Below are 13,686 nucleotides of genomic sequence, written 5' to 3'. Positions count from 1 at the left end.
TTGCGGGATGACCTGCAAGAGCCCTATGCCTTTACTCTTCTACACCAAGTTTGGTCTTAATGTACTCCAATGCTCCTCCGACGGTAGTAAGCTTTTCTGCGTCCTCGTCGGGGATCTCGATATCGAACTCCTCTTCGATGCCCATGATGAGTTCAACGATATCGAGCGAATCGGCACCCAAATCCTCCACGAAGGAGGCCTCCATCGTGATCTGATCCTCATCGACATCTAATCTGTCCATTACTATTTGTTTGAGTTTTTCCTGGATTTCTTCCAATCTCATCTTTATTCACCTCCTTCCAAATTACTAATACATGACCATTCCGCCATCTACAGCTATCACCTGTCCGGTGATGTATTCGGCATCGTCGGAGACCAAAAAGGCCACCAAGTTCGCCACATCCTCAGGTCTGCCGGCACGACCGAGGGGCACACGGCTCAAAAACTGCTCTCTATATTGGTCTCCCAGCTTTTGAGTCATATCCGTCTCTATGAACCCCGGCGCTACCACGTTTGCCGTTACTGCTCTGGGGCCGTACTCCCTGGCGACGCTTTTGGCAAAACCCACCAACCCGGCCTTGGCTGCAGCGTAATTGGACTGACCTGCGTTTCCCATCAGGCCCACTACAGAACTCACGTATACTATCCTTCCCCATCTCGCCTTCGCCATATCCCGCAGAGCTTCCCTCGTACAGTAGAAAGCAGAGGTAAGATCTGCCCTTAACACATCATCCCATTCTTCGTCCTTCATGCGAAGCAAAATGTTGTCCCTTACGACTCCGGCATTGTTGACCAGGATGGAGACAGGTCCCAGATCCCTTTTGATGGCCTCAAACATCCCTTTGACGCTTTTGGCATCCCCTACGTCGGCGAGGAAAACTCTCGCCTCGGAATTCATCTTTCTTATCTCAGATGCTACCTCCTCGGCCTGTTCTGCCGAGGATCTGCAGTTTAATGCAACGACATAGCCCAGACTTCCCATCTTCAGTGCAATAGCCCTTCCTATACCCCTGCTGGCACCTGTTATTAAGACCACCTTACAAACCGAAGTCATTCTACTTGAGCACCCCCCAAAAAATCAAGGGCTCCCTTTAATTTTTCCGGGCTATCGAGGGAGTAAACCTTGACGTCTTTAGCGATTTTTTTGATCAAGCCCGTCAACACTCCGCCGGGGCCGACCTCCAGGAAGGAATCTGCTCCCGCCCCCCTCATGAACTCCACCGACTGGGTCCATAACACGGGACTATAGCTTTGAAGGAGCAGGGCCTTCTGTATTTCTTCCACGCTTTCAAGAGGTTTGGCGTTTACGTTTGCCACTACAGGCCACTTGGGCCTTCTCCATTCGCAACTTTTAAAGGCCTCGCTCAACCCCTCAGCAACTGGGCGCATCAATGAGGAGTGGAAAGGGGCGCTTACCTTTAACGGAACAGCCCTTTTTGCCTTTCTCTCCTTGGCCAGTTCTATAGCGCGATTTACCGCTTCGGCATGTCCGGAGAGGACGATCTGTTGCGGCGAATTGTAGTTTGCGGGCTCACAAAAAGATTCGGCCGTCGAGGCGAGGCTGCATATTTCTTCGACCGTTTCCTTGTCCAATCCTATGATGGCAGCCATGGCACCGACGCCGAGGGGAACGACCTGTTGCATGAGCTTGCCGCGAATATTGACGAGCCTCACTCCATCCTCAAGTTTCAAGGCGCCCGAAGCGACCAGGGACGTATACTCCCCTAAACTGTGACCGGCAACGAAGGAGGGATCCAACTCTTTCCGCATGGACTTCAGCGCTTCGAAGGCGGCAATAGAGACGGTTAGAATAGCCGGCTGGGCGAACTCGGTCTTGGTCAATTCCTCTTCGGGACCCTCAAATATGACCCTGCTAAGAGGAAAGCCAAGGGCTTCGTCGGCTCGCAAGAACATCTCCCTGGAGACGGTAAATTCGTCGTAAAACTCCCTTCCCATGCCCACTTCCTGGACACCTTGGCCCGGAAAAACGAACGCATATGCCAAGGGATTTCACCTCTCTTCCGCTTTTACTCTAAACGATTTTCTAGGCCTCGAAGGATCCTTTCAGCGTCGCTGAAAAGCTCTTTGATAATCTCTGCAGCGGGCTGAACCTTTTTGACTAGACCGGCGGATTGGCCGGCCATCACCGACCCCCACTCCACGTCGCCATCTGTCACGGCTGCCCTGAGCTTTCCCGCTCCAAGCGCCTCCAGCTCTTCCAGGCTGACTCCTGCTGCTTCCATTTCCTCAAATCTTCTCGTCAATTTGTTCTTAATACACCTTACGGGATGGCCCGTCGTGCGTCCTGTAACGACGGTAGACCTGTCAGTGGCCTCGATGATCATGCGCTTGTAGGCCTCATGGGCAGGACTTTCGACGGCACAGACGAAACGCGTCCCTACCTGCACGCCCTCGGCCCCAAGAGCAAAGGCCGCAACGACGCCGCGTCCGTCAGCTATGCCGCCAGCGGCAACGACGGGAATGCTAACGGCATCTGCTACCTGAGGCACGAGGACCATTGTCGTTAGCTCGCCTATATGACCTCCGGCCTCGGTTCCTTCGGCAACCACAGCATCGGCTCCCTGCTTTTCCACCCTCTTCGCATGAGCTACAGAAGCTATCACCGGAATTATTATGGTGCCCAAGGGTTTCAGCCTTTCTATCACCTTCCCGGGGCTACCTGCGCCTGTGGTCACCACGGGGACGCGATTTTCGGCGACCACCTCGATTGCGGCCTCTGCCGTGGGAGACATGAGCATTATGTTAACGGCAAAGGGCCTGTCGGTCATGCTTTTTGCCCTCTTTATCTCCCTGTCCAACAATTCCGGAGGCATGTTCCCCGCAGCTATGACGCCGAGCCCTCCTCCGTTGCTCACTGCGGCGGCCAGATCGGCATTGGCGACCCAGGCCATACCGCCCTGAAAGATGGGGTACTCCAATCCAAGCAACTCTTGAATTCTCGTCTTTTTAAACATCCTCATCCACCTCATACCTCTATCAATGTGGCCCCGTAAGTCATCCCCGACCCGAAGCTCACCATGACTACCTTGTCTCCCCTCTTCACCTTTCCCTCAGCCTTGGCCTCATGGAAGGCCAGAAAAACGGAGGCTGAGGAGGTGTTCCCATACTTATCCACGTTCAGTATAGCTTTATCCATGGAAACGTCGAGGCGCCTCAGTACGCTTTCCACGATCCGGTAGTTTGCTTGATGAAATATCCACCAGTCCACATCGTCAAGAGCTAATCCCGATTCATCGCAAAACTCCGACAAAAAGGGCGGTAATTCCTTGTTCACGAACTTGAACACATCGTTGCCCTTCATATGAATCGTATGTAATTTTTTCTCTATCATCTCCACCGAGGCGGGGCATTCCACCAAACCTCCGGGCAAAATGATCAGGTCGCTTTTCGTGCCATCGCTTCTTAGGGAAGCCGATATCACCCTGTTTTTGTCGTCAGGGCTAACTCCCAAAACAACAGCTCCGGCGCCATCACCAAATAAAACGCAGGTAGACCTGTCCTCCCAATTGAGCAGCCTCGTCAAAACTTCGGCCCCTATCACCAGCACTCTCTCCCAGAGAAACGAAGCAATACCTGCAGCTGCATAAGTTAGGGCGTAAACGCTGCTGGTGCAACCGGATTGTATGTCGCTTGCTCCCGCTTTTGTGGCGGCTAACCTCCCCTGAACCTTGGCAGCCACAGAAGGAAATATGGTGTCGGGCGTATTTGTCGCCACGATAACCATATCTAAATCTTTAGGGCTAAGAGAACATGACCTCAAGGCCTCGAGGGCCGCCAGGTAAGCCAAATCGCTAGTAACTTGATCGTCGGATGCGACCCTCCTCTCAACGATGCCTGTACGCGTCCTGATCCATTCATCGTTAGTATCAACAATTTTCTCGAGGTCTTTATTTGTCAAGACCTTCTCGGGAACGTACATGCCGCTACCCAATAGGGATACCGGCCTTCCGTTAAAAACAGCCACACTACATCCCCCCTCGATCCAAGCCGTCTCTAATCAAATCAACGCCTCGATGATTTGCAAAATCACTGGCGACCTTCAATGCGTTGTCAATGGCCCTCGCTTTCGACCGTCCGTGAGCCTTTATGACCACTCCGTTAACGCCGAGCAGGGGGGTCCCGCCATATTTTTCGTAGTCGAAACGCCCCCAAATCTCCTTGAGCATGGGCAATAAAAAAAGAAATCCGACTTTAGGGAGAACCCGTTGTTCCATCTCTTCTTTTAACAACTTATACAACGCTTCGCCCACGCCTTCGATGAACTTCAACAACGCGTTTCCCGTAAAGCCGTCGCAAACAACCACATCGGCCACTCCCAAGGGTATGTCCTTGCCTTCGACATATCCCATAAACTCCATGTTGCCTCCGGCCAACATGTTCCTGGCTTCGCAGACGACCTCATCGCCTTTTATCTCCTCTTCGCCATTGGAGAGCAAAGCGACGACAGGGGATTTGACACCCAAGGTATTCTTCATGTAGATCTCCCCCATGATGGCGAACTGATAAAGGTTAATGGGCTTACAGCGAACTGTTGCCCCAACATCTATGAGAAGGGTAATCCTGTTGGGCAATGGTATGGGAACTCCCAAGCCGGGCCTGTCTATGCCCTCAATTCTGCCCAAAATTAACACGCCCCCGGCCACGACAGCTCCCGTATTGCCCGCCGATATGCACCCCTGAGCATCGCCGCTTTTCACCATATCCATTACCATCCTAATGCTGGCCTTTTTTTTCTTTCTAAAAGCTACTGTTGGGGATTCGTCCATGGTAATGAACTCATCGGTATGAACGATATGAATCCTTTTCGTTACAAAAGGCTCCGCGCCCTGTATCGACATTTCTATTTGGCTGCCGTCTCCCACCAACACCACTTCGAGGTCGGGATATTTCGAGCAGGCTGCCAACGCTCCCTTACACACTTCACCGGGAGCATGATCTCCTCCCATAGCATCTAACGCTAAGATCAAAACACTCACCCCTATCGGTCGAACTCTCTACACTTGTTTTTATGTTTTACCCTTTTTTAGGGGTAGTTTTCAAGAGCTGCAACGATGAACCTGCCAATGAAAATTTCTTTGCCCTCGACCTTCGTTCTGACGCTGACTATGTATTTATTCTGCTTGTGGGTCCCCACCTTGGCCCTCGCCACCAGCATATCGCCGACACGAGCTGGAACCTTGTATCTTATGTGAGCCGAAGCGGTTATCACGTAATCGGCCTCCACTACCGCGATCGCCAGAGAGGTCGCCTGAGCATAAATATGGTGATCGGCTACCAGGTCGGTATCGCGAAAGGCCATATCTCCGGTGGTCTGAAGTACCGACAGGGCCAGTTTGTTAGGCTGAAGCTCCACCAATTCCCCCACCACTTCGTCGTACCTCAGGGATCTCAACCTGCTTGTCGCCTCTTCGGCCATTTTTCTCATTCTCTCCCTGAACTCCGGGATCCCCAGAAGCGCCCTGTCCAGCCTGACAGTGCTCAAAGAAACGCCCAGGGCATTGGCCAAAGCCTCGTCAGTAAGTAAGGGGTTTTCCCTTAAAAGCTTCAAAATCCTCTGGTGCCGACGCTTCCTGTCGCCCGATGTTGACACGAAATCGACCTCCGAAACTTAATATCTGGTCTTAATAACTGATGTTAAAGGTACTATAAAACAATCCTTTGCGTCGGTCAAGACTGTCCTTTAATAAAAAATACAGGGGAAAGGCTCCTTTCCCCTGTATTTTAGACGATCGATTTCTACTCTTCTTCTTTTTTGGCTAGCTTTCCTACAGAACGCCCTCTATAGTATCCGCATTCAGGACAAGCCCTATAAGTCATCACGACTTCAGAGCAATGGGGACAGATAGTCAGCTCGGGTCCCTTTAGACTCTTAATCCATTGGGCGTATCTTTTAGCCGTTTTTGCGTGAGAAACCTTTCTTTTGGGGATGGCCATCTCTTTCTTTCCTCCTTTCGAGACCGCTTAGCGAAATCTTTGCCTTCTTCAACGCTTCCAGGCGAGGATCAACCTCACGGAAAGCACAGTCACAGGAATCGACATTCAAATCTTTGCCGCAATGAGGACAGAGCCCCCTGCAATCGGGATCGCAAAGAGCGACAGAGGGCAAAGACAGGATAATACTCTCCCATAACTGGGGGCTCAAGTCAAGATGCGTAGGCCAAAATTTAATATGCACCATTGACATTTCTTCCTCGGTCAGTTCGTGGTCGGGTTCGGAGCTTGGTTTTCTAAGGGTGTATATGTATTCATATCCTTCGGAAATATCCAATAATACGGGTTTAAGACATCTGGCGCAGGGAACCTCTACCCTGAAGGCCGTTTCCAGGTCAACCCTCAATTCCTCGTTTGCCCAATGAGCCTGCACATCGAAGGTCAGGGGAAATTTTAATAGGTATTCCTGTCCCCAGTAACTGATAGCGCTGTCGGCTTCATCGAACGATACCGACGTGCTGAAAATTTCTCCCTTCTTTATGTCCTCGAGATTTAAAAACCAATGCAAATCCAATTTATCCTTCAAAAATATCCTTCCTCCCGGGGATTGGAGATCCCCAAAAGATATTGCTTTACCTGTTGTCGATCAGCTCAAAGGTATCCCTTGCGATGACGAGCTCCTCGTTGGTTGGCACCACGAGAGCCTTCACGGGCGAATCCTTTATGCTGATATAACCCTCCTTACCTCTGATCAATGCTTCATTTTTGGCCCTGTCGAATCTAAGACCTAGAAAGCTCAGGTATTCGCACACTTTTTCCCTGACGATGGGGCTGTTTTCGCCTATGCCTGCAGTAAAAGCAACGGCATCCAACCCCTTCATCGCTGCAGCGTAGGCTCCTACGAATTTCGCTATGCCATAGACCAGCATTTCCATTACCAAAGTGGCCCTTTCATTCCCCTTTTCCATGGCTTCTTCTATATCGCGAAGGTCGCTGCTTATACCGCTCAACCCCCAAAATCCGCTTTCCTTATGAAGGACGTGGCTCATTTCGGCCGGGCTCATCCCTTCTTGTTCCATTATATGCAAAAGAAGAGTGGGATCCACATCGCCGCTCCTGGTGCCCATTATGATGCCGGGAACAGTCCCAAAGCCTAAAGAGGTGTCCACGGATACTCCTCCATTCACCGCAGTAATGGAGCTTCCGTTCCCCAGATGGCAGGTGACGATCTTCAATTCTTCAATTGGTTTTCCCATGAGCTCTGCCGTCCTGTGGGCAACGTAATAATGGCTCGTTCCGTGAAACCCATATCGGCGACCCTTATAAGTCGTATAATATCTGTAGGGTAGGCCGTACATGTAGGCCTTTTGGGGCATCGTCTGATGAAAGGCCGTATCGAAAACGGCGACTTGCGGAAGATCGGGAAGAAGCTCCTTCATCGCCTTTATCCCGGTCAGGTTTGCCGGGTTGTGCAGCGGAGCAAGGGGGACGCATTCGTCTATGGCTTGAATTACATCATCGTCTATGACCACTGAAGAGGCGAACTTTTCTCCCCCGTGGACGACACGATGTCCTGCAGCGCCAAGCTCGCTCAGGCTTTTCATTACCCCTGCATCGCCATCCAAAAGAAGGTCCACAACATACTTGAGTGCGACTTTGTGATTGGGTATATTTGCATCCTTTACCGTCGTGTCCGAATCCGTCTTGGTGTGTTTTATCCTGGAGCCTTCGATGCCGATCCTTTCGACCAAACCCTTGGCAGCCACCTTCTCCTGAGGCATGTCGAACAACTGATATTTCAAAGAAGAACTACCGCAGTTTAGAACCAGAATTTTCAATTTACAGAACCCCCCTCAAATAATTTATAATTTAGAAGAGGTCGATTCGATGAAAGAAAAAGTTTTGGGAATAGTAGCCGAATACAACCCCTTTCACAACGGACACCTATATCACATAGGCAAAGCCCTCGAGATAACGGGGGCGAGCGACGTCGTCGTGTCCCTTTCTTCCAATTTCGTCCAGAGGGGAGAACCCTCGATGGTCGATAAATGGGAACGCGCAAAAATGGCTCTGTTGCAAGGAGCAAACCTGATATTAGAATTGCCCTCCGCCTTTTCCTGCCACAACGCCGGCGTCTTCTGCTCTGCCGGTGTGGACCTGCTTGCTTCCACGGGTCTGGTAACCCATATATCCTTCGGAATGGAGGAAACGTCTTTCCATTCACTTAAAAGCGTCATCGATATATTAATCGAGGAACCGCCATCTTTCAAGAAAAAATTGAGACAATATCTTAACTGCGGAAATTCCTTCGTCGAGGCCCGCTCCCTCGCCATGGAGGACATGATACCAGGCTCCGGCGAACTTCTGTCCCAATCCAACAACATTCTGGCCATAGGCTACATGATGAGGATCGCGCAAAAAGGCTACGCTCTGACGCCGCTTCCCGTAAAAAGAATCGGAAGAAGATATCTCGACGAGGCACTGTCCGACCTCGCAAGCGCTACGGCAATAAGAAAGGCGGTCAAATCGAAGGGCCTCGACGGGATAATCGCCCAGGTCCCGGAAAGCACTTTTTCAATCTTAAAAAGTGCCTTCGAAAGAGGAAGATGTGCCGTTGAAGACGATCTTCTCTTCAGGATGATAGTATCATCCTGTCTCAGGTCCTCTAAAGATGAAATATCCCATACGGCCGAGATAAGGGAGGGAATCGAAAACAGAATTATCGAAGCCGCGAAAAGATCCTCAAACTTGGAGGAGCTTGTGGAAAAGGTCGCCACAAAAAGATACCCCAAAGCTCGGGTGCAACGGCATTTAATCCACATCCTCCTTTCCTACGACCACTGGACGAATGTGGCGGTCCAAAGACTGTCCGTTCCCTATATTCGAGTCCTGGGTTTCGACGACAGAGGAAGACACCTTTTAAAGAAGATGAAAGACAGGGCAAAACTTCCCGTTATAGACAAACCAAGGCATATCCCCTCCGCCTACGGCGAAACGATAACGAACTTCGAATACAGGGCCACGGAAATTTGGGAAATGCTTTGCACCTTTCCTCAAAGGAGAAGGGAGATCGTCCAAAAGCCCGTTATCATATGAGGTCCTTGGGCGGAAACCTCTCTCTCAGCCTCCTGTAAACGCCGGGCGGAACCATACCCTGGACCGATCCGCCGAACTGAAAGACCTCCTTCACGGCACTGCTGGAAAGATAGGAATATTGAGCGTCCGTGACGATAAATATGGTCTCGATCTCAGGCGCCAGCTCCCTGTTCATAAGGGCCATCTGGAATTCGTACTCGAAATCGGAGAGCGCCCTCAACCCTCTGATAATCACCCTGCAGCGTTCCTGCCTCATGAAATCCACCAAAAGGCCCTCGAAACTTTTGACCCTCACGTTGGATACGTGGCTTAAAGCCTCACGAGCCATGGTCTTCCTTTCCTCCACCGTGAAGGTGGACTTCTTTTGGGGGTTCACCAATATGGCCAAAACCAATTCGTCAAAAAGGGCTGCAGCCCTTTCCGCCACGTAGAGGTGCCCGTTAGTTATAGGATCGAAAGAGCCGGGATAAACGGCCTTGAGCACTATAAATCCTCCTTTTTCTTCAAAAAGGACAACACGGTATCGCCATAGTTCCTTTCCCTGGACATCTCCCAACCTTCTAAGGGAGAGGGCATTTCCTCCCTCTTCGACCGTTCGATCACGAGCAAAGAATCGCGCCCCAAGAGGTCGCCGTACTTGAGAAAAAGGGACAGCAATTCCGCTACCCAACCCTGCCCGTAAGGAGGATCGGCGAATACGACGGTGAAGCTGTATTCTTTCTTTATCAGGTTGGGCAAGGCTCTTCTAACGTCGAGGCAAAAAATTTTAAATTCCTCTTTGCCCTCCGCAATTGCCCTTAAGACACTGCAGAGCCTGCGATCCGCTTCCACAGCTATGACGGGCCTTGCACCCCTCCTCCAAGCCTCGTCGGCAACCTGTCCGCTTCCCGAAAAAAGGTCCAAAAAAGCCTTCCCCCGCATATCGCCCAGGGAATTAAAGAGAGCTTGCAAGACTTTTCCGGTGGTCTTTCTCAAAGTTTTCCGATCTCCTCGGCGAGGGCTTTAAAGGACTCCTTGACGGCAGGCGTCCTGTAAACGGTAGAGGCATCATCGAGCTTTATCAAGACGGAATTTTCGCGGGGTATGACTCTGACGTAAAACTTCTGCTGAAATCCGTCATCCGCTGTTATAACCTGCAAAAGGCCCGTTTCGTCGTCGCCGAAGAAAGCGTCCTTGAAAGTCCATTTAAATCGATCGTCTCCCCCTGTTTTATTCGTCATGAAACCCAGTTTGCCCATCCGCCACCCCTTGGGCATTTCCTTATTAATGTCCAATGTAACTTCCTCCCAATCGACGATCGAAGTTGTCCTGAAGAAACTTACTTTAGTTGCCCTAAGTCTGTAAATCGATTTGCCTAAGGATATCCACTTTTGTTCGTATTTGGTCCCTATCGGTCCGCCTAAGTGATGTTGGATTTCCTCGACTTCCAGGGCTCCATTTTCAAGAAGACAGCCCCTTGCCTCATCCACGAACCACTTTTCGTCGCTTGCCAGCTCAAAGAAACCCCCTATTTTGAGGGCTCCCGCGAGATTATCTGCGAAAAGAGAATTGATCAACCGCCTCTTGGAATGCCTTTTCTTCGGCCAGGGACAGGGAAAGTTTACGAAAACTCCCTCTACCGTTTCGGGCAGGAAGAATTCCCTAAGCAAGAAGCTGCCGTCACCATTGAGCAGTTTGACGTTATCAATTCCTCCTCTAAGCACCTTTCTCGCTGCCTTAAGAAGAGATGTAAGCGAAACCTCTATCCCGACGCAAAGAGCATCCCTCCGGGCTGACGCTAAATTTACCAAAAAATCGCCGTTGCCAAAACCTATCTCAGCGAAAAGGGCTCCCCGTCGCGGAAGCTCTTCTCTACGAAAAAGGCGCGCGGAGTCGGGAGAAAGTATGACCTTGTCCAAAGTCCAAGACATACAAACAGCCCCTTTATTTCAAGCCGGTGCTTCCAAAGCCGCCGGCACCCCGCTCCGTGGCGGTCAACCCGCTTGCATCTTCGAATTCCGCCCTTGCTACGGGAGAGATGACAAGCTGTGCGATTCTGTCTCCTACTTTTATCTCGAAGGGGCTGTCGCTTAAATTAACTAAAATGACGCCCACTTCACCTCTATAGTCGGCATCTATCGTTCCGGGAGCGTTTAAAACGGTCACCCCGTGTTTCAGGGCAAGGCCGCTACGGGGCCTTACCTGCGCCTCATAGCCGACCGGTATCTCAAGGTAAAGTCCCGTGCCCACCAGAGCCCAACGTCCCGGCTCAATCACTTTCTCCTCCGCTGCCCTCAAATCTACGCCCGAGGAGGAAGGCGTCATGTAGTCAGGAAGGTCGAACTTAGTGGCATTGCCCTTACGAAGTACTTTGACTTTCAAGGTATCTCTCCTCAATTTTCTATTGCTCCCTTTTATGTCTTGGGTGACGCGTCTGCCCCTTGTCGTTTTCCCTCTTCTTGGGCGCCAGCGAGGAATCTCTCTTCCTCTCTTCCTCCAAGAAGGTCTGCATGTCTGGACCGAGGGGGTAATCGTCGGGATTTTCCATTATCCTCTTCCTGCTCAGGTTCACGCGTCCAAGTTCATCGATCTCCTTTACGACGACCAAAACGCGGTCTCCCACTTTAAATATGTCCTCTATCTTGGGCACATGGGACGAACTGACTTCGCTTATGTGAAGCAGGCCTTCCTTGCCCGGAAGCAGCTCGATGAAGGCTCCGAAATTCATCAGCCTCGTCACCTTTCCGATGTACACCTCTCCCGGCTCGACGTCCTTCGTTAAGGACTTTATTATTGACATGGCTTCGTTTGCCGCTGACTCGGAAGAGGCTGCGATATGGACCACGCCGTCGTCTGCTATGTCTATCTTCACACCTGTCTTCTGAACAATACTTCTGATGGTCTTTCCTCCGGGCCCTATTACATCCCTGATCTTGTCAGGATCTATGTTCATGGTGTATATGCGGGGAGCGTATTGAGAAAGCTCGCCTCTCGGACGACCTATCGCCTTTTCCATTATATCGAGGATTTGAAGTCTTCCTCTTTTAGCCTGATCCAATGCCTGGACCAATATTTCCCTGGTAATGCCGCCCGCCTTGTTGTCCATCTGAAGGGCCGTGACGCCGTCGCGGGTCCCTGCAACTTTGAAGTCCATATCTCCGTAGTGATCCTCAAGTCCCTGGATGTCCGTCAGAATGGCGTATTTATCTCCTTCCTTTATGAGGCCCATGGCTATGCCTGCCACGCTCTTCGCTATAGGGACGCCCGCATCCATGAGGGACATGGAAGCGCCACAGACGCTGGCCATTGAGCTCGATCCGTTGGACTCGAGTATGTCCGAAACCACCCTAATAATATAGGGAAATTGCGATTCATCAGGAATCAGGGGCTTTACTGCCCTCTCGGCCAAGGCGCCGTGACCTATCTCGCGCCTTCCGGGCCCGCGCATGGGGCGGACCTCTCCGACCGAAAAGGGAGGAAAGTTGTAGTGCAACATAAAGCGCTTAGGAGGCTCATCCAGCTTCAGGCCATCCAAAATCTGTTCGTCCTCTCCGAACATTCCAAGTGTTGTAACCACCAGAGCCTGGGTTTCGCCCCTGGTAAATACGGCCGATCCGTGGGCCCTGGGCAGCAGTGAAACCTCACAGGAAATGGGACGGAGCTCGTCCATGGCCCTGCCGTCGGCCCTCAGTCCTTCGTCCAATATCAGAGAGCGCATCGCTTTCTTGACGTATTTGGTAACGGCATTGGAGACGTAACCCTCCTGCTCCGGATAGGTATCTTTAAACTTCTCCCAGACCTTTTCCTTTATCGCCTTAATGGCATCGCTTCGCTCTTTTTTGGCGTGTATTTTGACGGCTTCGTATATTTCACCGTAGTGGTCAGTCTTGATGCACTCATCTATCTCGGGTACCTCTTGGGGCGCAGGGATCTCGCACTTAGGCTTACCGACCTCTTCCCTCATCTTGAGCTGAAAATCGACCAGGCGCCTTATTTCCTGCTGAGCCAGTTCCAACGCGTCGACCAATACCTCTTCCGGAACTTCGCCGGCACCGCCTTCGACCATGGTGATGCCTTCTTTATGCCCCGCCACGACCAGATCGAGAGTGCTGTTTTGCATATCCTCCTCCATCGGGTTGATCACCAAAGAGCCGTCGATGTAACCTACCCGCACGGCACCCACGGGGCCGTCCCAAGGAATATCGGAAATGGCCAAAGCGGCAGACGCTGCATTTATGGCCAACACATCGGGTGGGTTCGTCTGATCCACCGACAGGATTGTAGCAACGACGTGCACGTCGTTTTTCATGTGTTCGGGAAAGAGCGACCTTATGGATCTGTCGACGAGCCTGGCACTCAAAATCGCTGATTCCGACGGCTTGCCCTCCCTTTTAATGAATCCGCCGGGTATTTTGCCCGCGGCATAAAACCTCTCCTCGTAATCAACTATCAGAGGGAAGAAGTCCACATCCTCGCGGGGCTCGTCTTCCATGCAGGCCGTGACCAATACCGCCGTATCCCCGTAACGGGCATAAACGGCGCCATTAGCCTGTTTCGCAAGGTGCCCCGTCGAAAATACGAGGGTTCTGCCCCCTATCTCTACCTCAAAGCATTTATCTTCATTCATCCTCCCGTTTTCCTCCCATTGTCTCAAACGTT

Annotated in this window: 16 protein-coding genes; 1 reads left to right on the top strand and 15 read right to left on the bottom strand. The window is 51.4% G+C overall.

The window, feature by feature from the left end:
• Nucleotides 1-31 precede the first annotated feature (31 nt).
• From acpP to HMPREF1705_RS07745, 10 genes are all read right to left on the bottom strand, one after another.
• Nucleotides 32-283 carry an acyl carrier protein gene (gene acpP / locus HMPREF1705_RS07790; RefSeq protein WP_009201349.1) on the bottom strand — a complete coding sequence of 84 codons (252 nt, stop codon included), beginning with the start codon at nt 281-283 and terminating at the stop codon, nt 32-34.
• Nucleotides 284-307: 24 nt separating this feature from the next.
• On the bottom strand, nt 308-1,054 hold the full coding sequence (fabG, locus tag HMPREF1705_RS07785) for a 3-oxoacyl-[acyl-carrier-protein] reductase (protein ID WP_057940858.1): 747 nt from the start codon (nt 1,052-1,054) through the stop codon (nt 308-310).
• Nucleotides 1,051-2,004 (bottom strand): ACP S-malonyltransferase, encoded by a 954-nt coding sequence (fabD, locus tag HMPREF1705_RS07780; protein ID WP_009201351.1) that lies wholly within the window; start codon nt 2,002-2,004, stop codon nt 1,051-1,053. Before fabD ends, fabG begins: the two co-directional genes overlap by 4 nt.
• Before the next feature lie 23 nt (nt 2,005-2,027).
• Nucleotides 2,028-2,975 (bottom strand): enoyl-[acyl-carrier-protein] reductase FabK, encoded by a 948-nt coding sequence (gene fabK, locus HMPREF1705_RS07775; RefSeq protein WP_057940857.1) that lies wholly within the window; start codon nt 2,973-2,975, stop codon nt 2,028-2,030.
• Nucleotides 2,976-2,986: 11 nt separating this feature from the next.
• On the bottom strand, nt 2,987-3,985 hold the full coding sequence (locus tag HMPREF1705_RS07770) for a beta-ketoacyl-ACP synthase III (protein ID WP_040348106.1): 999 nt from the start codon (nt 3,983-3,985) through the stop codon (nt 2,987-2,989).
• Nucleotide 3,986: 1 nt separating this feature from the next.
• Complete coding sequence (gene plsX / locus HMPREF1705_RS07765; protein WP_040348108.1) at nt 3,987-4,988, bottom strand: phosphate acyltransferase PlsX; 1,002 nt, start codon at nt 4,986-4,988, stop codon at nt 3,987-3,989.
• 56 nt (nt 4,989-5,044) lie between these two features.
• Nucleotides 5,045-5,611: a transcription factor FapR gene (gene fapR, locus HMPREF1705_RS07760; RefSeq protein ID WP_009201355.1), complete on the bottom strand. Its 567-nt coding sequence runs from the start codon at nt 5,609-5,611 to the stop codon at nt 5,045-5,047.
• Between the two features lie 146 nt (nt 5,612-5,757).
• A complete protein-coding gene (rpmF, locus tag HMPREF1705_RS07755) occupies nt 5,758-5,955 on the bottom strand; it encodes a 50S ribosomal protein L32 (protein WP_040348110.1) in 198 nt (65 codons plus the stop codon).
• A complete protein-coding gene (locus HMPREF1705_RS07750) occupies nt 5,912-6,538 on the bottom strand; it encodes a YceD family protein (RefSeq protein WP_057940856.1) in 627 nt (208 codons plus the stop codon). The genes rpmF and HMPREF1705_RS07750 overlap by 44 nt, the downstream gene beginning before the upstream one ends.
• 46 nt (nt 6,539-6,584) lie before the next feature.
• Nucleotides 6,585-7,790: an acetate/propionate family kinase gene (locus HMPREF1705_RS07745; RefSeq protein WP_040348112.1), complete on the bottom strand. Its 1,206-nt coding sequence runs from the start codon at nt 7,788-7,790 to the stop codon at nt 6,585-6,587.
• A gap of 49 nt (nt 7,791-7,839) precedes the next feature.
• On the opposite strand from HMPREF1705_RS07745, the gene HMPREF1705_RS07740 reads away from it, so the two are divergent.
• Complete coding sequence (locus HMPREF1705_RS07740; RefSeq protein ID WP_009201358.1) at nt 7,840-9,048, top strand: tRNA(Met) cytidine acetate ligase; 1,209 nt, start codon at nt 7,840-7,842, stop codon at nt 9,046-9,048.
• On the opposite strand, the gene coaD is transcribed toward HMPREF1705_RS07740, so the two are convergent.
• The 5 genes from coaD to HMPREF1705_RS07715 are packed head-to-tail and all read right to left on the bottom strand — an operon-like array spanning nt 9,041 to nt 13,654.
• Nucleotides 9,041-9,532 (bottom strand): pantetheine-phosphate adenylyltransferase, encoded by a 492-nt coding sequence (gene coaD, locus HMPREF1705_RS07735; RefSeq protein WP_009201359.1) that lies wholly within the window; start codon nt 9,530-9,532, stop codon nt 9,041-9,043. The two genes, HMPREF1705_RS07740 and coaD, sit on opposite strands and share 8 nt — an antisense overlap.
• Complete coding sequence (locus HMPREF1705_RS07730) at nt 9,532-10,023, bottom strand: RsmD family RNA methyltransferase (protein WP_009201360.1); 492 nt, start codon at nt 10,021-10,023, stop codon at nt 9,532-9,534. Before HMPREF1705_RS07730 ends, coaD begins: the two co-directional genes overlap by 1 nt.
• Nucleotides 10,020-10,958, bottom strand: coding sequence for a tRNA (guanosine(46)-N7)-methyltransferase TrmB (gene trmB / locus HMPREF1705_RS07725; protein ID WP_009201361.1), 939 nt, complete (start codon nt 10,956-10,958; stop codon nt 10,020-10,022). Before trmB ends, HMPREF1705_RS07730 begins: the two co-directional genes overlap by 4 nt.
• Nucleotides 10,959-10,971: 13 nt before the next feature.
• Complete coding sequence (gene dut, locus HMPREF1705_RS07720; RefSeq protein ID WP_009201362.1) at nt 10,972-11,409, bottom strand: dUTP diphosphatase; 438 nt, start codon at nt 11,407-11,409, stop codon at nt 10,972-10,974.
• A 19-nt stretch (nt 11,410-11,428) separates the two neighbouring features.
• Complete coding sequence (locus HMPREF1705_RS07715; RefSeq protein ID WP_057940855.1) at nt 11,429-13,654, bottom strand: polyribonucleotide nucleotidyltransferase; 2,226 nt, start codon at nt 13,652-13,654, stop codon at nt 11,429-11,431.
• Nucleotides 13,655-13,686: the final 32 nt, after the last annotated feature.

This window comes from Acetomicrobium hydrogeniformans ATCC BAA-1850, from assembly GCF_000160455.2.
Lineage (GTDB): Bacteria > Synergistota > Synergistia > Synergistales > Acetomicrobiaceae > Acetomicrobium > Acetomicrobium thermoterrenum.
Note: the sequence above shows the minus strand (reverse complement) of the source record. Positions and strands in the feature narration are given on the sequence as shown.